The following is a 19,289-nucleotide window of genomic DNA, read 5'->3' on the forward strand; positions in this document are numbered from 1 at the left end:
TATTAAAGACCGATTTTTGCAAGTACTTTTTCGAACTGTTCTTTCGGAACAAGTACGAGAGGGCGGTTTTCTGCAAATTTTACAGCTGCGGCAGAAAATTGTGATGTAGAACAGATGATTCCCTTTGCATGTCCCTGCGCTTTTATCATGTCTACAGTCTTCCGGACGACGGCTTCTTCGATAGGTTCTGTTTCCCTGTGATATTCAACAAGGGTAAGCTGCTGCCTGACGTTCATCCATGAATCACTCTTAGCCTCTGTTGCAAGAACCGCACAACCATAGCGGGTAGGCTCGATTTTCTGACATTCAAGCTTAAGACCTTCCCTTGTAATTTTTTTGCAGAGCTCAATAAAGTCTGCCCTTGAGGCTGTAAGAAACTCTTTTACACCGTCGTTTGTCTGAAGATCCTTGTACTGGCTTAATTTTGCACTTACATCCCTGAACTGGCGGTTTTTCTTGAATATGATGTTCCACTGTTCCAAAGCTTTGTCGATGAGCCTGTTTTTTTCGTAACAGGCAGCGAGAAAATAGCGGGCGTAAAGGCTTTCATTTGAGCTGTCATTTTTTGAAAGCTGAACTGCGTGTTCAAAATCTGCCTGAGCCTGGTCTACCTGATTTGCAATCATCAGGCATGAGCCTTTCTCAATCAGGGCTTTCTGTCTGTAAGAAGGATCTCTCTGTGCTTTTTCAAAGGCTTTGACTGCAGCCGGAAGTTCCTTGCATTCCTTGAATATCTTGCCCAGGTAATAATAGTTTGAGTAGTTTTCCGGAGAAAATTTTATTGCTGTCTCAATTTCTTTTTTTGCTTCATTATACTGCTTGCTTCTGAAAAGAAGATATCCCATTGCAGTATGGGCCTTGCCCATTCTTTTGTCGACAGTAAGTGCTTTCTGATAGAAACCCATGGCCATAGGAGCCTTTCCCTGGGATTCATAGAGTTTTCCGACGTTATAATCGTGTTCTGCATTTGAAGGATCAAGTTTTGTAAGAAGAAGGTACTGTCTTAAAGCATCTTCTGTCTGATTGTATTTCTGGTGAAGGGCACCGATCTGTTTTCTGAATTCAACTTCAGGAATGTCACCGTTAAAAATTGCATTTTCGTCTACGGTTTTGAATTCAATATACGCAAGTTCCGGTTTATTGTCTGCCATGTAGGCTACACCGAGCCAGTAATGAGCTACATAGTTTCTAGGTTCTTTTGCAAGTACAGATTTTGCAGTCCGCTGAGCCTGCTGTATTTTTCCTTCACGGATAAGTTTTCCAAGCGAATCAACTTTCTGAGGTGAAGAGAAAGTTTTAACAACAAAGACTGCTATTGTTATGATGATGGCGATTAAGATACCTATTAAGGCTGCATATAACATCTTATCTGAAAACTCCCATATGTCTATTATTGAAAGATTAACTTCTTTGTGAGATTATGTCAAACAAAGCATGGAGGTGCCGGATGAAAAAGAAAAACCTTTTTTATGCATTGGTTGCAGGCGGAATATTCTTATGTGCGGCTTTACAGTCCGGAGCTCAGACGGTCATGGATTCTCTGAAGGAAGGAGAACGGCTTTTCCGCCTTGACAGGACTGATGAGGCCATCCCTTTTCTTCAGAAAGCCTCTTCTTCAGGAACTGCACCTCAGGCTTTTAACTATCTGGGGCTCTGTTACCATAAGAAGGGGGAGCTGAAAATGGCACTTGATGTATTTGTCAGGGCTATGGATGTTCCCGGTACGGACCGCCGCGTTCTTGCTTTTAATGCAGGAAATGTTTGTTTTGACATGCTTGATTTTGAAAATGCGGAAAAGTGGTATGATTCTGTACTTTCAGCAGATGAATCTTATTCACCTGCAGTTCTCAACAGGGCAAACTGCCGCCTTAATATGGGAAAAATCAGGGAAAGCAGGGATGATTATAAAAAATATCTGGAACTGTGTCCTGAAGACGTGCAGAAAGAAGAAATAACCCTGCTGCTTTCCGTACTGGAAGAAGAAATCGTCAGGCTGGAACTTGAAGAAATGGAGAAACTTTCTCAGGAACAGCGCCTTAAGGAGGAAGAAGAGCGTCTGGCTGCAAAGAAAGCTGAAGAAGAAGCCCTTGCAGCGGAAAAAAGGCGTAAACTTCTTGAACAGATGGCTGCTGCCATTCAGGAAGCTGAAAACAACGCAAAGTAGACTCAGGTTCTTTTGACGAGGGCAAAGAGCTGATTCCTTGTTATTGTCGTGAATACAGGCCTTCCATGAGGACAGTGGGGGTCTGGAAGCTGAAGCGCTTTTTTTGCCAGGTCGGCTGCAGTTTCTTCATCAAGTACGGTTCCATCCATTACGGCCTGCCTGCAGGCTGTAGAGGCAGCCGTTGCATTGAGTATGTCTCTGGGGTTTATTCTCTTTGCAAGAAGATCGTTTTCCAGGTCTTTTTCAGTTCCCTTCCATCTGAGTGGTACGGTTGTAAACTGCCATTCTGATTCTCCCGTTCTTTTTACGGTAAAACCTGCTTCGCAAAGGCTTTCTTTTATTTCTTCCAGATAATTGTCATCCTGAGGACCTGAGGTTTTTATTACATATGGCACCAGCAGTTCCTGTTTCTGGCTTGCGTCTTCGAGAATCTGGTTGTACAGAATCCGTTCATGAGCTGCATGCTGGTCTATTATGTAGAGCGTATTGTTTTTTTCTGCAATTAAAAATGTTCCAAGTGCACTTCCTGTAAAATGAAATCCGTCATCTTCATCCGTTTTGGACGGAAGCCAGTTTTTCTTTGCGGTGATACTGTTTTCATATGTGGAATTCAGTTCTTCTGCCAGTTCCCGGGCATATGAGGAAGCCGTACTTTTCTTTTCAAAAAAAGAAGACCTGGTATCTGTACGGGAAGCAGTGTAGCTGTGCTTAGTTGAAGTTCCGGGGCTTGTAATGCTGTATGGAAGCCGGGTATATGGGGAATTGGAATTGTAACCGGAGGTAGAAGGAGTTGCAGAAGGAAATGCAGAGTCTTTTTTTTCTTCTGATTCTTCAGACTGCTGTTCCGGTTCTGAAAACTTAAGACTGAGGTTTTGAGGTGTTTCGCTTTCAGCCTGGGAATACATGCTTTTTACTGTATAATGACGGTAAAAATTTTTTACAGTCGTACTTACTCCATGATGGAGGGGAGCTATGTCCTTGAAACGGGCTTCTCTTTTTGCAGGATGAATGTTGAAATCTACCAGCGAAGGGTCTACTGTTGCAAAAAGGCATGCTACAGGATGGGTTCCGTTTGGAAAGTATCCGGTTGCTCCGTATTCAATTGCCTGAATCAGGGAATATTCCTGAATCCGTCTTCCATTGACGTAGATGTATATGTCTTTTCGAGAACTCCTGCAGACGGCCGGGTCTCCGAGTATTATGGTAAATTTCCAGGAACCGTCAGGGGCGCCTGCATGTTCTTCGTAAAAAAGATTTTCAGACTCAAAAAGTTCCATAGCCTGAACAAAACGCTGGGAAAGGCTCTGTCCTGAAGGAAAATTAAACTTTTCCTCTCCGTCAGAGGTAAAGGAAAATGCAATGTCCGGACGTGGAAGTGCTTTTTCCAAAAAAGTAGACCTGCACATCAGAGCCTCACTGGCAGGACGTTTTAAGAAGTGGCGTCTGGCAGGAAAATTTTCAAAAAGTCCTGATGTCTGAACGATTGTGCCGGCAGCAGAAGGGGCCGGTGTTATTATATGGTCTTTTGTTATCGATGCCTGCATTTTATATCCGCCGGAAATTATTTCAAGACGGCTTACGGCAGCCATGGAACTTAAAGCTTCTCCCCTGAATCCCAGTGTAGTAAGGTTCATCAGGTCTGTTTCTGTGGAGATTTTACTTGTTGCATGAGGCCGTGCACAGTTTTCCAGATCTTCCCTGGTCATCCCGCAGCCATTATCAATAACCCTGATCCGTTCAATTCCTCCCTGTGAGATTTCTACTGAAATTCTGTCTGCTTTTGAATCAACGGCATTATCCATAAGTTCACGGATAATTGCATTGGGTCTGTCTATTACTTCACCGGCTGCAATTTTTCTTGCAACTTCAGGATTAAGGGGTTTTACTGCGCTCATATTACTCTGCCATGAATAAATTTAAGATCTTGTTCCGATAATTTCTGTATTCGGCGTAAAAAGATCAAGAACAGGCTGTTCATTTTTCTTTGCCCTCGGTTTTTTTACGGACTGTTCTTCACTGGTATCGTCTGAAGGTTCTTCCTCAAGTTCAGGGGAATTCATAAGGATCTGAACTTTTGCTTCAATTTTATCAAGAGTTTTTTCAAGTCCTTTAGCAAGTTTTATTCCTTCCTCAAAATCTTTCAGTGCGTCTTCCAGAGAAATGTCACTCTGTTTTATTGCCGAAGAAAGCTCTTCAAGTCTCTTAAGATCCTGTTCGAAATTGTTCATGTTTTACTCCTTCCTTCAAAAATAAAAGTGCGGTATTAAAGCACTTTTGTCTGTATTGAGCCCTTTGCCGGACGTATAGTCAGTATTTCTCCGCTTTTTAAGGTGGAAGCATCCCTTAGGATTTTTCCGTCAGCCGTCGTTACCATGGAATATCCGCGGTCAAATATTGTCTGAGGATTGCAGTTTTCAAGATCCTGAATGCATTTTGCAACGGTCTGTTTTTTTTCTTCCACGATACGCTGCATGGAATCTTTCAGGCTCCTTACTGCATCATCAAACCTGTTCAGGTAAGGCTGTTCGATATTCCTGAAATACAGTTCCAGATTTTGAGGTGTAAAAGTTCTCAGGGTAAGCCTCAGTCTGGAAAGTGAATCAGTTATTTTGTGTATGAAATCATTTTTATACCATTGTATTGTTTCCGTAAACTCTGTAAGGACTGGAACTGCAAGTTCTGCAGCGGCACTTGGGGTAGGGGCCCTTACATCACAGGCAAAGTCACAAAGAGACCAGTCTGTATCATGTCCAATGGCACTGATGATTGGAATGTCAGATGCGGCAGCTTCCCTGACGACGTTTTCATCGCTGAACGGAAGAAGGTCTTCCAGAGAGCCTCCTCCTCTTGCAATTATAAGGGTGTCACACATCTTATAGGCGTTTGCAGTTCTTATCTGCCGTATGACGGTAGGTGCTGCATCTTCTCCCTGAACGATGGCCGGAAGGATGGTTACGTTTACTTTAGGGTTTCTTCTGGAGATTACATTGAGTATGTCGCGGAGTGCTGCCGTATTTGCACCGGTAATGACTCCTACCGTATCAGGAAAGAAAGGCAGCTTTTTTTTATTTTTTGAATCAAACAGACCTTCTGCTGCAAGTTTCTGTTTACGCATTTCAAGCATTTCCATGATTGCACCGGTGCCGGCTTTTTCCATGGAAGTAATGATTATCTGGTAATTACCGCGCTGGTTGTAAACTGATATTCTGCCGCGAACCTGAACAACCATTCCGTCTTTAGGTGTGAATTTGAGGGAAGCTGCATTTCCCCGGAACATAACGGCACTGATTACTGAATCTGCGTCTTTCAGGTAAAAGTATAAATGTCCCTGTCCGGAAGGCCTGTAGTTTGATATTTCTCCCATAAGGGTAACTGAGCTGAAACTGCCTTCAAGAAGTGTTTTTATGAGGTTTGTAAGCTGTGTTACGGTGAGAATATTGTTTTCCTGCTCCATAATTTTGCACTGATTCTAAACATTGTCTTTATTTTACTCAAGAGAATTCCGATAATGGTAAAGATGAAAAGTATTGTATTTTTATATGCAGGTTTTTGCACGAAAAGTGCCTTTGATAAAATTTTTGACTCACAGTCTGCTTTTGACCGCTGTATTGAATGGGCCGGAGCTGTTGAATTTTGTTCCAGAATTGTAGTGTTTGCTTCTGCCGTTACAAAAGACTCCGTTGAGAAGGCTGTAGCAGGAAAACCTGATATACAGGTGGAAGTTCAGGATGAATGGAACGTTGCAAAAGTTATAGAAAAGATGTCCGCCCTTACTCAGGAAAATGAATGCGATTTTGCCGTTTATTCTTTTGCAGACAGACCTTTTCTTGATAATGCCCTTACTTCTGAAATCATTTCAACTCATCTTAAGTATATTGCAGAATATACAACTGCGGATGGTTATCCTTCCGGTTTTGCCCCTGAAGTTATTGATGCAGGTGCCCTTAAAATAATGGCTTCTTTTGCCGCCGGCGTAAAAAAAGAGGAGGCGGAAGGTTTCGTTTTGCCTGGTAGTCTGTTTGAGATAATGAAGGGCGATATAAACTCTTTTGATATTGAAGCTGTTATTGCACCTAAAGACTGGCGTCTTCTTCGTTTTGAGTTTTCTGTATCCCAGAAAATAAAAAGGGAAGCCTGTGTTGCTCTTTATAATGCTGCGAAATCAGAAAACATCAGTTTTAAGGCAGAAGATTTGAGTATGCTTGCTGAACGTACGGAAAGCGTTCATAAAACGGTACCTGCATTTTATAACATTCAGATTGCAAGAAACTGTGCCGTAATAGACGACTTTACGCCTTATGCATATCAGTTTAAGAAAAAGTACGGGGCTCTTCCGCTTAAATACGGAAAAGGACACGGACAGAGGGATATGAGTCTTGAGGATTTTACTAAAATTGTTTCTCAGATTGCAGAATTTTCCGAAACTGCCGTAGTTTCTTTAAGCGGATGGGGGGAACCTCTTACTGTTGATAATATTGCAGATTATGTAAGTGCAGTTCTTTCATATACCGGACTTTCTGTATTAATAGAAACAGATGGCGTACTTCTCACTCCTCAGATTGCAGAGAGCATTGCTAACATTGCCCATATTGTTCCGGTAAGGGAAGATAAGGGCCCGCCTGTAAGCTGGATTGTACGTCTGGATGCTGCTACAGAAGAAAAATATGCAAAAATGCATATTAATACATCAGATTTTGATGAGGAAGGTAAAAGCGCATTTTCTAAGGCTAAAGATGCCGTTGCTGTTCTGAACAGTCTGTTTCCGGGAGATGTATATCCTCAGTTCATAAGAGTGAATGAAAATGAAGATGAACTTGAGCAGTTTTACCGTTACTGGCATGAAAAAAAATCACCGTCATCCGGAAACCTTATTATTCAGAAATATGATTATTTTTGTGGAAAACAGCCGGACAGAAAACCTGCAGATTTATCTCCTCTTCATAGAATTCCATGCTGGCATTTAAAACGGGACATGACGATTCTTGCAGATGGAAATGTTCCTTTATGCCGTGAATATGTACTGGAATCTCATGTAGGAAACGTTCTTGAGGAAGGTCTTGAAGCTGTATGGAAAAAGTTCAATGACAGATTGTCCGGTCATATGAAATGTCAGTATGAGGACAAATGTGAGTTGTGCGATGAATATTATACCTTCAATTTTTAATCAGAATCAGGTCGATTATACTCTTATCGGCGGAGGTGCAGACAGCGGAAAACAGGCGCTTCCTGTAACCTGTGTCCTCTTGAATTCCCATACTTCGACATTCAGGAATATTGTTTTTGAAAATCTGCTGTCAATAAATTTTGACAGCATAATAAGCATCGAAGAAAGTTCCAGAATGTTTAATACGGATCAGCTTGCGCATCAGTTTCCGCAGGTAAAATTCATGATGTTTCAGGAAGAAGTAACTGTTGGAGACAAGATAAATATTGCAATGAGCGAAGCTGTTACACCTTATGTTCTGGTTTTGCATTCAGATTTCTGTTCACAGAAATTCAAAGTTACTGAGAAACTGTTGAAGAGTCTTATAAAGCAGGACAATTTCTGTATCGTGCCTAAACTTAATGATTATGACGGTAAAACCATTCCTGTAAAATTTTCTCCAGATGTGAACAAATCTGTTTTTAACGTCCGTCCTGAACTCAGCTTTAATGACGGGGATCCGACATTATTTGCTTCAGACTGGTGCGGTCTTTATAACAGACAGAAGTTTACTCTTACCGGTGGATTTGATTATACGATAACAAGTCCATACTGGCAGAGACTGGATCTTTTTATGCGCAGCTGGCTTTGGGGAGAAAAGACCGTGATTTCATCCCAGCTGGAGTTTTCTTATTCTCAGGAATATGAAAGCTGTGAAAATACTATAGACCTTTCATATCTCAGGTTTTATTTAAAAAATCTTATGCCGGTTCATAAAGGAAACGGAGCTGTAATTCCGAAACTTAGTTTTATTCCATTTAAATTCAGAAATAAATGCGGTTTTACAGAATCTTTAAGTCAGTTTTCTGATGCACGACGCTGGGTTGCAGAGAACAGTACTCTTTTTAAAACTGATGCTGCAACTCTTATTCAAAACTGGTCATTGACGGGAGTACAAAGTTGAAAACAGTAGTTATTGCTCAGTGCAGGCTTTCTTCTACAAGACTTCCCGGTAAAGCCCTGCTGCCTCTTGCAGAAAAACCGGTTCTTGAATGGGTTCTGTCTGCAATGAAGAAAGTTCATGCGGATGATTATTATGTTGCCGTTGATTTTGACAGTGAACAGGCGCTCAGGCCTGTAATAGAAAAATGCGGCTGGAAAGTTTTTGCCGGTCCTCTTGAAGATGTTCTTGAGAGGTATTTGAAGGCTATAGAAGTTTCCGGTGCAGATCTTGTAATCCGGGCAACCTGTGATAATCCTTTTCTGTTTTATGAAGCTGCAGATTCTCTTTTGAATGAATTCCTGAGACGGGAACAGACTGTACCATGTGATTACATAACGTATTCCGGTCTTCCTCATGGAAGCGGTGTAGAAATATTCAAGGCTTCATCATTAAGGAAGGCTGCGGAAAATACGCAGGATCCCTATGATCATGAACATGTAGGTCCTGCCCTTTATAATCACAGGGAAAAGTTCCGCTGTGAGTTTATAAAAGCTCCAAAGCGCTGGTATTATCCTGAACTGCGGACAACGATTGATACTCTGTTTGATTATTTTAAGGCAGAAAATCTTGCTGAAGAAATAATTTCAAAAACAGGAAAAACAGGTCCGTTTACAACCGAACAGATTCTTGAAGGCCTGAATGCGGAAAGTGTAAAGAATCCTGTTCTTTTCGTTCCATGCGTAAAAAAAGGCTGCGGAACCGGTCATTTACGCCGGTGTCTGGAACTTACACTGGCAGTAAAAGGACGCATCTGCATTCCTGAAGATTCCGGACTGGAGGAAATTGCTGCTCTTGTGGATGAGTATAAAGCCAGGGGATTAAGGGACAGTCAGATAATTTCAGTTCTGTCTGATATTCATAATTATTCTCTTGTAGTGACAGATCCTTTTGTTTCTGATTCCGGAATGCTTAAGAAATATGCTTCTGAAACGAAACTTGCATGCATAGATGACGGAAATCAGAAAGCTTATGAGGCTGATTATCTTCTGACTGTGCTGCCTCCGCTTGATGTAAAAAGTGAAGTAAACTTTTCAGAACCGGCATTCATTCCCCTGCCTGAGAATAAACGCGGTAGTGCTCCTGAAAAAATAAGAAAAGTGATTGTTACTGTTGGTGGAGAGGATCCTGCCGGGCTTGCAGAAACTTCAGCTGCCATTATGGCCGGAGAAGGTTATGATGTAACGCTGGTAAAAAATTGTGCTGCCGGTGAAAACCTTTCTGCCGTAAGAGTTCTTGACAGGGTGGAAAATCTGAAAGAACATCTGGCGGAATATGATCTGTGCATTACTCATTTTGGATTTACTGCATTTGAAGCTTTGGGAGCCGGTATAAAAGTCGTGCTTCTTTCTTCTTCAGACCTGCATGAGAAACTTGCAGTACGCTATGGTTTTGCCTGTGTAAAAAAAGGACAGCTGAATAAAGACAGTCTCCTTAAAGCTGTTCATTATTCCTTTGATGCTTCTGTTTCTTTTAATTCTTCTGAATCAAAAAAGCTTTCATCCTTTATACGGGAACTTGCTGCCGGAAAGAAATACCGCTGTCCGGTATGCAGAAAGGAAGGAGCCTTTGAGGATGAGGTTGTATTCCGTACGGAGCACAGAACCTTCAGAAAATGCAGGCATTGCGGAATGCAGTATATTTCATATACGATGCAGAACATAGAAACTGAATACAATCATGACTATTTTTTTGATGACTATAAGAAGCAGTATGGAAAGACATATCTTGATGATTTCAGTTCCATAAAACAACAGTGCGTGCGGAGAATGCAGATTATTGATTCAATTTATAAAAAACGCCGTTCTTCTTCTGCACCGATGATACTGGATGTGGGCTGTGCCATGGGACCTTTTCTTTCTGCTGCAGCTGATTCAGGATGGTTTTCTTATGGAACTGATGTTTCCAGTGAAGCCGTAGAATATATACAGCAGAAACTGAATTTTCCTGCTTCCTGTTCAAGGTTTCCGGATTTTGATTCTGTACAGGAATTTGGAATAGAGCAGTTTGATGCCGTTACCATGTGGTATGTTATTGAGCATTTTCAGGATCTGGACAGCGTCCTTAAGGCTGTTTCTTCCCTTGTTAAGAAAAACGGAGTTTTTGCATTCAGTACGCCTTCTGCATCTGGAGTGAGTGCAAAGTATAGAAGGGAATCGTTTTACAGGAATTCTCCGGCTGATCATTATTCGCTGTGGGAGCTGGATAAGGCCGCTGGAATTTTAAGAAAGTACGGTTTTAAGATCGTACAGGTTGTATCGACAGGTATTCATCCTGAACGTCATCCGCTGGTTGAAAAAAACAGATGGACGGAAAAGAGTTTTCAGTTTGGAATGCTCAGGGCCGCAATGAAACTTCGTAAAACCGGTGATACGTTTGAAGTATACTGTAAAAAAATCTGAGGAAACGATTATGAATCAGGATAACGGATATATACTTGTTTTAGGTGCCGGACTTATGCAGCTGCCGGCAATTGAGGCTGTAAAGGAATTGGGCTACAAGGCTCTTGTTATTGATGCTGATCCTTCTGCAGTATGTGTACATGCTGCTGACAGGTTTGAGAACATTGACCTGAAGGACAGGGAAAAAATAGCAGAACTGGCTCTTTCCTTAGGTTCTTCATTGAAAGCCGTTTTTACTGCAGGTACTGATTTTTCTGCCTCTGTTGCCTATGCAGCAGAAAAATGTTCTCTTCCGGGACATTCTTATGAAGCATGCCTTAATGCCAGTAATAAAGTCAGAATGCGGAAATGTTTTGAAACAGCCGGCGTTCCTTCACCTTCTTTCATGCAGATAACCCGCGGAAGTATTGCTCAGTTTCTGTCTGAGGGAAAGCTTGAGGAAATGACTTTTCCAAAAGTAATAAAGCCTTCTGACAATATGGGTGCAAGAGGCTGCCGCCTGATACGAAGTAAAAAGGAATTCCTTCCTGCAGTAGAAGATGCCGTGCGGAATTCAAGGACTGCATCTTCAATTCTTGAGGACTATATGGAAGGACCTGAATTTTCCATAGATGCTCTTGTTTATGACGGTACGTTTACGATTACGGGATTTGCTGACCGTCATATATTTTTCAGTCCTTATTTTATTGAATTAGGGCATACCATGCCTTCTGCCGTAGCTGAAGAGAAAAAAACAGAACTCATAAAAACTTTTGCCCGTGCTGTAAAGGCGCTGGGACTTACAAGAGGTGCGGCTAAAGCTGATATTAAATTTACATCGTCAGGTCCTATGATAGGTGAAGTTGCAGCCAGACTTTCCGGGGGATACATGTCCGGATGGACATATCCTTATTCATCGGGACTTAATCTTACAAAAGAAGCCTTGAAACTTTCTCTGGGATTGAACCCGGATGAACTGGAAAAACGCCGGGTACCTGTAAACGGGATAACTGACGGGGATTTTAAGATTTATGAGGTTCCTTCTGAAAAGGTAAGTGCAGAAAGGGCCTGGATTTCCATTCCTGGAACTATAAGTACTGTGAATCAGGTTAATAAAATAGAAAGCCTGCCATTCGTAAAGAATGTTTTTTTTAGAAATCACGAAGGGGATCATGTGGATTTTCCCCGAAACAACGTATCAAAATGCGGAAATGCCATAAGTGTTTCAGCAGATTACAGTCTTGCTGTAAAGGCTGCGGAATATGCCGTGTCAAATATGGTCCTGAGGCTTCTGCCGGATTGTCAGGAAACTGAAATCTTTCTGAATGGCTATGAAAGACCTGATGAAGAAGGTTTTCCGTACAGTGCCTTTAGCCTGTCTGACACACAGAAACTTACTCTTGAACATTTTTCTGAATCTAATCCTAAGCTGAGGTCTTCTTCCCTCGGCAGTGTTTTTGAAAGTGAAGTTTCCAGTGATATACTCAATCTGAAGGATTTTAATCATAGAACTGTTTCAGAAACTTTAAGGATTTTCGGTTTGTTCTCAGATCCTGAGATGGAGTTTGATACTGCTGATTTTTGCAAAGCATTAATCAGGGGCGGTATTCAGGGAATCCTTTATCTTGCCGATTGTAAAGTAAGTAACAGACTCAAATAAGGAATTTAAATGTCAGTGAACGGTCGTATTTTTACAGCATCGGTTTCTCTTCTTCTTTTGTTTGCAGGAAATATTCATGCTTCAGACGTGAATGTTCTTGAGTATGCAGAAAAGTCCGGGGTTGAAGTATATTATAATCCTCTGAATGCAACCGGGGCTCTTGAAAAGGAAGGGCATTTCATCAGTTTTTCTACGGCAGGAGGAATTCCTTCTGTAAAAGATGAAGGAGAATTTCTGGATGGCGCAAATCCGAGGCTTGAAGGCAGTATTCTTTTAGCCGGTCAGAAGTATCTTGATAATGCTCAGGATTTTTTTAATGTTGAAGAAACCGGAAATCCCTATAGAATCGGTGCAATCCTCATAGATCCGGGACACGGCGGAAAAGATCCGGGAGCAAGTGCGACCCATAAAATAAACGGAAAAAACATAAAGGTTGTCGAAAAAGACGTGAATCTTTCTGTCGGACTTAAGCTTTATGACCGGCTTAGAAAGGCTTATCCTTCAAAAAAAATACTTATGACCCGCAGTACGGATGTTTTTCTTTCCCTGAGTCAGCGTACGGAGATTGCTAATTCCGTAAAGCTTGGAGAAAATGAAGCTATTCTTTATGTTTCAATTCATGTAAATGCCAGTCTGGACAAAACTGCCTCCGGATATGAGGTCTGGTATCTTTCTCCAGGCTACAGGCGTTCGGTCATTGATTCTAAAACCGTTGAGGGAGACCAGTCCCTGATACCTATCCTGAACAGCATGATGGAGGAAGAATATACTACGGAATCAATACTGATTGCAAAGTTTATTCTTGACGGAATTGCTTCTCAGGTAGGAAAACTCAGTTCTTCCCGGGGAATTAAGGCAGAAGAATGGTTTGTCGTCAGAAATGCAAAGATGCCGAGTGTTCTTATAGAAACAGGTTTTCTTACAAATCCTGAAGAAGCAGCCCTTCTTGCAGATGACGAGTACTTGAAAAAGCTTTCTCTTGGTATGTATAATGGATTAGAGGCGTTTGTAGAACATTTTGAACGCTCAAGAGGATTTACCGGAGTAAAATGAACGGTCAGAAGATAAAAAAAATGATACCCCTTGTTGCAATAGGGGTATTTGCAGGTTCGCTTATTTATTCTCTCATACAGTTTGGTTTTTCACCGCGCAGGGACAGAAGAGTGTTTTATTTTAATTCCTATGATAAAAGCTCAAGGATTGTTGAAGTTCGTTACCTTGCGGATAAGCCCGTGCAGGGGGAAATCTGCTGTTTTATCGATGACCTGCTTCTTGGTCCCCTTACAAACCGCAGCAGGCGCATTTTTCCAAGGGGAACTTCCGTAGAGTTCTGTCTGGAAAAGGGCAGGGACCTTCATGTAGGACTCAGCAGGGAAGCCTTGTCGTATTCCGGCGAGACTTTTGATGTTGAAAGCAACATCAGCCTGTTCAGATACAATATTGTGAAGAATTTCACAAATTTGGATAAAATTTATTTATATATTGATGGGCATGAAGTTCCTTAATCTGGAATTCAGCTTTTTTAGAAGTGCGGCATTTGATTCGGCTTCAAAAATAAGTTGACAAAAGTTTTCAGTTAAGAGATACTTACATAACAAGGCTACATCAATGTGTAATAAGAGGAGCTTCGAATGAAGAAGATTTTAGTTTTAACTGCCGCTGCTATGTTAGCAGGTTTCGGTTTCGCAAAGGAATCAACACTTATTGATTTCACACAGCTTGACGCTGATTGTTGTGCCGATGAAAACGGAAACTCTAAAGAAAATAGCAGAACTGTAATGGATTTTTCTGTAGCTGCTGGTGCAACATTTACCAGTGATCAGAAAGCACTTATGAGAACTTCTTTGGCTTTGCCTAACTGGGAAGTTGTTCTCAATTCATCAGCACAGAATGTTACAAGTGTTGCTCTTTCACAGGTTGTAGCAGCACCAGTAAAAGAAAGTGCAGATGTTCCTTTCGCAGGAAAGAACGTAATGGGTGTACGTGTTCTTTTCCCGACATGGAACAATAACGCTAATGCAAAAATCGTTCCACCGTTCGAAATTCAGGCATATGAACCATTAGCAGATGCAGATGCTGACGGAAACCGTGGTGAGCCAACTGATGAACAGAAAGGAAAATACCTTTTTGAAGATGGTTATGGTCTTGTAAAGAATGTAGGAACATTGAAATCTATAGCTGTAACAACAATGGGTATGAATTATCCACACCAGCTTTATGTTCTTCTTAAGGATAATGATAACGTTGAACGCCGCTATCTTATGGGTAACCTTTTCTTTGATGGTTGGAAGACTCTTGTATGGAACAACCCTGATTATATTTCAGAAGTTCGTACACGTGAAATCAGAATCTATCCAATCTATCCACGTGGACTTCCATTTGTAAAGTTCTGCGGATTCCAGGTTACACGTGATGCAAGCGATGATGGTGATAACTACATCGGTTACTTTAAGGATGTAAAGATTATTTATGACCTTGCAGTTCTTTCATCTGATCGTGATATTGATGATGAAGACCTTTGGAAGATCGTTACAAAGAAAGAACGTGATCGCCAGAGTTCAGAAATGAACAAGTTCGGTAGCAAGCAGGTTAACCGCTATATTGAAAAAGAAAAGATGGCTACAGAAAATGAATTCTCTTCTTCACTTGAAGAAAATTCAGATTCTAACGCTCAGTCTTCTACTGGTGCAGCAAAATAAGTTGTAATTTATATAAAGCCGTCCTTCCGGACGGCTTTTTTTTGTATCATCTGCATTTTAGCACAGACACTTTTTTTATTAAAAAATAAGTATTTTAAAAACAATATTTTTCTTTGTAGAATTAATTTCTTTTTGCAGTGGATTTTATTCTGAATTAGGTTATAATTTATTTTACCTGATAAAAATATAAGCAAATCATTTTAATCCGGTTATATAAAACCGGGTATTTTATTACGCGAGAAATAAATATGGACAGAAAAATTCCAAATAAAGAACGGCTTTCTTTAATTTACAGTTCTTATAATACCGTTTTTACGGAAGTTCTTACTAAAATTGAAGCACGGTTAAAGGACGTAATTCATTTAAATTCGAAACCGACATATAAAACCAGAATTAAATCTTTTGGAAGTTATTATAAAAAGATTTTGCGTCAGAAAAATGATCAGATTGGAGATGATAATCCAAATTTTGTTACGCTTACGGACATGATGGGGATTAGAGTTATCTGTGCATTTTTGGAAGATCTGGCTGATGTTCAGAATCAGATTTGTAAGAATTTCGACGTAAAGGAAATAGAAAAAAAAGGGGCAGAGCAGTCTTTTAGAGAATTTGGTTATGAATCAATACATATTCTGGTAAAGATTCCGGAAGACTGTATGCCTGATACCAAACAGCCTGTTCTTCCTGAAGATACAGTTTGTGAGATTCAGATAAGAACAATTCTTCAGGACGCATGGGCAGAAGTTGAACATGAACTTATTTATAAATCAGAGTTTAATCCTTTTGATAAACCTTTAAGAAGAAAACTGGCATCAATTAATGCAAGTCTTACACTTGCCGACATGATATTTCAGGAAATTCGTGACTATCAGAATAAGTTGCAGTATGAAATTGGAACAAGAAGGAATACTTTTTATGAAAAGGCAGATGATCTTACCAGTGAGGTACTGCTTCCTGGAAGTTCTGCTTCAAAGAGCAGTCCTTCAGATTCTGATGAGGTTAAGATAGATAAAAATGCCAGTATTGATGATCTTGTCCTTTCTGCACTTCACGAACACAATATCGGTAATTTTTCTAAAGCTCAGGTTATTTATACAAGGATTCTTGAGTCAGTTCCCGTACCTCCGCCAGTTGTTATGGGGGTCATCTTTAAACACAGGGGAATGGCGTATTTTGCTCAGGGAAAGTATGATGAAGCGCTTTCTGACTTTAAGCAGAGTATTTTAAGCGATCCAAAAAGTTTCCGTTCTTTATATTATGAAGGAATCGTCTACAGCATTCAGAATAAGCATGAAGAGGCAATAGACTGTTTTAATCGTTCTCTTGAGATTGATTCTTATCAAAGTCATGTTTATTACAGACGTTCTCTTGCATATTTTAACCTTGGCAATTATGTAGAAGCTCTGAAAGATATTGATAATGCAGAAAAGTTAGGCCTGAAGGATGATGATATTGTAAATCTTAAGAAGAAGATAATTGAAAAGTTTGATATGGGCATGTAAAAAAAAATGAAAAAAAATTTAATTTTTTTTCATTTTGCTATTGACTAAAATTATTAGAAAGTATATTATCTAATCATTCAGCAAGCGCTGTATGTCTCCTTCGTCTAGTGGTTAGGACATCGGGTTTTCATCCCGACAACATGGGTTCAATTCCCGTAGGAGATGTGATTACCGCTGGTTCTTTATTGAATCAGCGGTTTTTTTATTTTTATCCGGTATTACCTGAACTCTATTTTCGGTTTAATATGAAAGATAATGTACATTTTTATGTTAAAGGCTTAAAAGACGGTATTCCTGTTGCAGCAGGTTATTTTGCCGTAGCATTTTCACTGGGAATTGTTGCACGTAATTCAGGCCTGTCTGCTTTTCAGGGCTTTCTTGCAAGCCTTCTTAATACGGCATCTGCCGGTGAATATTCACTGTTTGCCTCGATCAGAGAAGGTGTTACATATGCAGAGCTTGCCCTGTCTATTTTCATAATCAATATCCGTTATTTTTTAATGAGCTGTTCTTTAAGTCAGAAGTTTTTGCCATCTGTATCTGTTATTCATCGGTTTTTTACAGGGTTTGGAATTACAGATGAGATTTTTGCACTTTCTGTTTCACAAAAAAACTTCAGTCCGTTTTATACATATGGTGTAATATCCCTTACTGTTCCAAGCTGGTCTGTGGCTACGGCACTGGGGGTCTGTGCAGGAACTGTATTACCTGTAAGGATTGTAAGTGCACTGTCTGTTGCGCTTTTTGGAATGTTCCTTGCTATTGTTATACCTCCTGCAAAAAAAGATCGCGTACTTGCTTTATGTGTTTTTTCCAGTTTTCTTTTAAGTTATTTATGTGGAGTACTTCCGTATATAAGGAATATAGGAGCAGGCATGAGGACTGTAATCCTTACTGTTACGGTTTCTGCCGTAATGGCTCTTGTAAAGCCTCTGAGAAATGAGGAGAATACTCAGGATGAAAAATAATATTTATGTATATATAATGGTTTCAGCAGCAGTTACATATGCAATTAGGGTACTTCCACTTCTGTTTATGCGGAAAAATGTTACAAATACTTTCATAAAGTCATTTCTGTATTATGTACCTTATGTAACACTTTCTGTTATGACTTTTCCGGCAATGATTGAAGCTTCAGCTTCTCTTGCTGCAGGTATAGCTTCATTTGCAGTTGGAGTACTTCTTTCTTTTTTAGGAGCAAATCTTTTTATAACTGCAGCCGGTTCCTGTTGTGCTCTTTATGTTCTTGAATTAATCTTGTGCTGATTTTATTAAATTTTATTTTCTAAAAAAAAAAGCCCCTGAAAACCATTTTCATAAAAAAAGTGGTTTCAGGGGTTTTATTGAGGGTTTAGTACAAACCCTCAAAACGGCGAAGTCAAGGCTTTAAGCGTTAGCGTGCCTTGACTCGACGTATTTATGTCAGGTATTTTAGAACACCATTATTACAATTTTTGCTGCAAGTACGATTGATACAAGAGCAAAAGGATAAGTTGCAGCGTAGGCAGAAGATACTTCATCTGTTCCTGCTGTTGCAATAAGCGTTCCTAATGCAGGTGTTGATGTCATGCCTCCTGTTATTGAACCAAGATTGTTAAGGATACTGAGCTTAAATACATAGCGTGCAATTATATATCCTACGATCATTGGAACTGTAGTCATAACTGCTCCATAAATGAAGTAAATCCACTTGAACTTAGAAATGAAGTTTACTCCTCCAGGAACTCCTGCACCAATAAGGAAGAGAACAAGACCAAGTTCCCTCATGAAATTAAGTGTTTCTTTTTTTATTCTGCAGTCAATTCCGCCTAAATGTGCAAAATGTCCTACAATGAGTCCACCTATAAGACAACCGCCGGAATTTCCAAGTGAAAAATTGATTACAGGAATCTTGATTGCTCCTATAAGGCATCCTAATGCAACTGCAAAAAAGAATGCAAAGAAGCCGAAAGGATCAATTGCTGTAAGTGCTTTTGCTGGCTGTGGGATCTGAATCTGATTTGCTGCCTGAAAGTGTGCTACTTCTTCAGCCATATTTACTTTTAAGATTTTTGGAACAAGCTGAACGAATAAAACTACACCCAATACACCATAAAGATATGCAATACCGTAACCAGCCGTTACATCATCTTCTATTACACCGATAACTTCCTTTCCGGCACTGAAACCAGGGGTTGAAGTAAGTCCTCCTGTAAGAAGGCCTACAGCCATTGAAGAACTCATGTTTTTATCGAGAAGAACAAAGAGAATTGCTGTTCCTGCACCGATTGCTATAATCAAAACTCCAAGAATAATGTAAGAGAGGGTACTTCTGTTGAATGAACGGAAGAATTTAGGCCCTGCAATAAGTCCTACTGCGGTAACGAAAAGTGCTGTACCGATTTTAGAAACGATTCCAAAGTTGTTTTTTACGGAATCTGACCACAGTGTAATTGTTCCGCCTCCATTGGAAGCTCCTATTGAAAAATGCGGGTAAAAATTTATAAGGACACCGTAAAGAAGGGCAATTAAAAGTACACCTGCTGTTCCAAGTTCAATACCTTTGATTTTTATTCCACCGATAAGGTAACCTAATGCTCCGATTGCGAAAACAATAAATATGAATCCCAATGCAGCATTGCATAATTGATACAAATAAGCTGTCATAATATAACCTCTGCAAATTATTATATATATATGAAGATTTTATTCAATAAGTGCTTTTTTTTACTTTTTTAGAGCCTGTGAATCTTTGATTTAC

The 19,289-nt window shown here is 40.2% G+C and carries 16 protein-coding genes and 1 tRNA gene; 12 read left to right on the forward strand and 5 right to left on the reverse strand.

The window, feature by feature from the left end; genetic code table 11:
- Nucleotides 1–2 precede the first annotated feature (2 nt).
- Nucleotides 3–1,364 carry a tetratricopeptide repeat protein gene (locus tag HNP77_RS02355; RefSeq protein WP_184651552.1) on the reverse strand — a complete coding sequence of 454 codons (1,362 nt, stop codon included), beginning with the start codon at nucleotides 1,362–1,364 and terminating at the stop codon, nucleotides 3–5.
- Between the two features lie 83 nt (nucleotides 1,365–1,447).
- Here HNP77_RS02355 and HNP77_RS02360 point away from each other — a divergent pair, with 83 nt between their 5' ends.
- A complete protein-coding gene (locus HNP77_RS02360) occupies nucleotides 1,448–2,164 on the forward strand; it encodes a tetratricopeptide repeat protein (RefSeq protein WP_184651553.1) in 717 nt (238 codons plus the stop codon).
- Between the two features lie 2 nt (nucleotides 2,165–2,166).
- Here HNP77_RS02360 and mutL read toward each other — a convergent pair whose 3' ends face one another.
- The 3 genes from mutL to xseA are packed head-to-tail and all read right to left on the reverse strand — an operon-like array spanning nucleotide 2,167 to nucleotide 5,618.
- Nucleotides 2,167–4,059 carry a DNA mismatch repair endonuclease MutL gene (mutL, locus tag HNP77_RS02365; RefSeq protein ID WP_184651554.1) on the reverse strand — a complete coding sequence of 631 codons (1,893 nt, stop codon included), beginning with the start codon at nucleotides 4,057–4,059 and terminating at the stop codon, nucleotides 2,167–2,169.
- 21 nt (nucleotides 4,060–4,080) lie between these two features.
- On the reverse strand, nucleotides 4,081–4,392 hold the full coding sequence (xseB, locus tag HNP77_RS02370; RefSeq protein ID WP_184651555.1) for an exodeoxyribonuclease VII small subunit: 312 nt from the start codon (nucleotides 4,390–4,392) through the stop codon (nucleotides 4,081–4,083).
- Between the two features lie 35 nt (nucleotides 4,393–4,427).
- Nucleotides 4,428–5,618 (reverse strand): exodeoxyribonuclease VII large subunit, encoded by a 1,191-nt coding sequence (xseA, locus tag HNP77_RS02375; RefSeq protein WP_184651556.1) that lies wholly within the window; start codon nucleotides 5,616–5,618, stop codon nucleotides 4,428–4,430.
- A gap of 63 nt (nucleotides 5,619–5,681) precedes the next feature.
- Here xseA and HNP77_RS02380 point away from each other — a divergent pair, with 63 nt between their 5' ends.
- The 11 genes from HNP77_RS02380 (at nucleotide 5,682) to HNP77_RS02430 (ending at nucleotide 17,815) form a co-directional block, all read left to right on the forward strand.
- On the forward strand, nucleotides 5,682–7,328 hold the full coding sequence (locus HNP77_RS02380) for a spiro-SPASM protein (protein ID WP_184651557.1): 1,647 nt from the start codon (nucleotides 5,682–5,684) through the stop codon (nucleotides 7,326–7,328).
- A complete protein-coding gene (locus HNP77_RS02385; RefSeq protein WP_184651558.1) occupies nucleotides 7,303–8,271 on the forward strand; it encodes a hypothetical protein in 969 nt (322 codons plus the stop codon). Before HNP77_RS02380 ends, HNP77_RS02385 begins: the two co-directional genes overlap by 26 nt.
- Nucleotides 8,268–10,709: a cytidylyltransferase domain-containing protein gene (locus tag HNP77_RS02390; protein WP_246428840.1), complete on the forward strand. Its 2,442-nt coding sequence runs from the start codon at nucleotides 8,268–8,270 to the stop codon at nucleotides 10,707–10,709. Before HNP77_RS02385 ends, HNP77_RS02390 begins: the two co-directional genes overlap by 4 nt.
- A gap of 10 nt (nucleotides 10,710–10,719) precedes the next feature.
- A complete protein-coding gene (locus HNP77_RS02395; RefSeq protein ID WP_184651559.1) occupies nucleotides 10,720–12,348 on the forward strand; it encodes an ATP-grasp domain-containing protein in 1,629 nt (542 codons plus the stop codon).
- 9 nt (nucleotides 12,349–12,357) lie between these two features.
- A complete protein-coding gene (locus HNP77_RS02400) occupies nucleotides 12,358–13,401 on the forward strand; it encodes an N-acetylmuramoyl-L-alanine amidase family protein (RefSeq protein ID WP_184651560.1) in 1,044 nt (347 codons plus the stop codon).
- The gene (locus HNP77_RS02405) at nucleotides 13,398–13,853 is read left to right on the forward strand and encodes a GerMN domain-containing protein (RefSeq protein ID WP_184651561.1); all 456 of its coding nucleotides are present in this window, start codon (nucleotides 13,398–13,400) and stop codon (nucleotides 13,851–13,853) included. Before HNP77_RS02400 ends, HNP77_RS02405 begins: the two co-directional genes overlap by 4 nt.
- A gap of 126 nt (nucleotides 13,854–13,979) precedes the next feature.
- A complete protein-coding gene (locus HNP77_RS02410; RefSeq protein WP_184651562.1) occupies nucleotides 13,980–15,047 on the forward strand; it encodes a flagellar filament outer layer protein FlaA in 1,068 nt (355 codons plus the stop codon).
- A 248-nt stretch (nucleotides 15,048–15,295) separates the two neighbouring features.
- The gene (locus HNP77_RS02415) at nucleotides 15,296–16,549 is read left to right on the forward strand and encodes a tetratricopeptide repeat protein (RefSeq protein ID WP_184651563.1); all 1,254 of its coding nucleotides are present in this window, start codon (nucleotides 15,296–15,298) and stop codon (nucleotides 16,547–16,549) included.
- 93 nt (nucleotides 16,550–16,642) lie between these two features.
- Nucleotides 16,643–16,714, forward strand: a tRNA-Glu gene (locus HNP77_RS02420).
- An 80-nt stretch (nucleotides 16,715–16,794) separates the two neighbouring features.
- Nucleotides 16,795–17,517, forward strand: a complete 723-nt coding sequence (locus tag HNP77_RS02425; RefSeq protein ID WP_184651564.1) for an AzlC family ABC transporter permease — start codon at nucleotides 16,795–16,797, stop codon at nucleotides 17,515–17,517.
- Nucleotides 17,507–17,815 carry an AzlD domain-containing protein gene (locus HNP77_RS02430; protein WP_184651565.1) on the forward strand — a complete coding sequence of 103 codons (309 nt, stop codon included), beginning with the start codon at nucleotides 17,507–17,509 and terminating at the stop codon, nucleotides 17,813–17,815. The genes HNP77_RS02425 and HNP77_RS02430 overlap by 11 nt, the downstream gene beginning before the upstream one ends.
- A 165-nt stretch (nucleotides 17,816–17,980) precedes the next feature.
- Here the strand turns inward: HNP77_RS02430 and HNP77_RS02435 are convergent, their stop codons facing one another.
- Complete coding sequence (locus tag HNP77_RS02435) at nucleotides 17,981–19,195, reverse strand: aspartate-alanine antiporter-like transporter (RefSeq protein WP_184651566.1); 1,215 nt, start codon at nucleotides 19,193–19,195, stop codon at nucleotides 17,981–17,983.
- Nucleotides 19,196–19,289 lie beyond the last annotated feature (94 nt).

This window comes from Treponema rectale (genome assembly GCF_014202035.1).
Taxonomy (GTDB): domain Bacteria; phylum Spirochaetota; class Spirochaetia; order Treponematales; family Treponemataceae; genus Treponema_D; species Treponema_D rectale.

Excerpts from the sequence above, each read along its gene's own strand:
- HNP77_RS02380 (WP_184651557.1), top strand. The coding sequence starts at position 5,682 with ATGAAAAGTATTGTATTTTTATATGCAGGTTTTTGCACGAAAAGTGCC.
- xseA (WP_184651556.1), bottom strand. The coding sequence starts at position 5,618 with ATGGAGCAGGAAAACAATATTCTCACCGTAACACAGCTTACAAACCTC.
- HNP77_RS02415 (WP_184651563.1), top strand. The coding sequence starts at position 15,296 with ATGGACAGAAAAATTCCAAATAAAGAACGGCTTTCTTTAATTTACAGT.
- mutL (WP_184651554.1), bottom strand. The coding sequence starts at position 4,059 with ATGAGCGCAGTAAAACCCCTTAATCCTGAAGTTGCAAGAAAAATTGCA.
- HNP77_RS02395 (WP_184651559.1), top strand. The coding sequence starts at position 10,720 with ATGAATCAGGATAACGGATATATACTTGTTTTAGGTGCCGGACTTATG.
- xseB (WP_184651555.1), bottom strand. The coding sequence starts at position 4,392 with ATGAACAATTTCGAACAGGATCTTAAGAGACTTGAAGAGCTTTCTTCG.
- HNP77_RS02435 (WP_184651566.1), bottom strand. The coding sequence starts at position 19,195 with ATGACAGCTTATTTGTATCAATTATGCAATGCTGCATTGGGATTCATA.
- HNP77_RS02400 (WP_184651560.1), top strand. The coding sequence starts at position 12,358 with ATGTCAGTGAACGGTCGTATTTTTACAGCATCGGTTTCTCTTCTTCTT.
- HNP77_RS02425 (WP_184651564.1), top strand. The coding sequence starts at position 16,795 with ATGAAAGATAATGTACATTTTTATGTTAAAGGCTTAAAAGACGGTATT.
- HNP77_RS02405 (WP_184651561.1), top strand. The coding sequence starts at position 13,398 with ATGAACGGTCAGAAGATAAAAAAAATGATACCCCTTGTTGCAATAGGG.
- HNP77_RS02360 (WP_184651553.1), top strand. The coding sequence starts at position 1,448 with ATGAAAAAGAAAAACCTTTTTTATGCATTGGTTGCAGGCGGAATATTC.
- HNP77_RS02355 (WP_184651552.1), bottom strand. The coding sequence starts at position 1,364 with ATGTTATATGCAGCCTTAATAGGTATCTTAATCGCCATCATCATAACA.
- HNP77_RS02430 (WP_184651565.1), top strand. The coding sequence starts at position 17,507 with ATGAAAAATAATATTTATGTATATATAATGGTTTCAGCAGCAGTTACA.
- HNP77_RS02410 (WP_184651562.1), top strand. The coding sequence starts at position 13,980 with ATGAAGAAGATTTTAGTTTTAACTGCCGCTGCTATGTTAGCAGGTTTC.
- HNP77_RS02385 (WP_184651558.1), top strand. The coding sequence starts at position 7,303 with ATGAATATTATACCTTCAATTTTTAATCAGAATCAGGTCGATTATACT.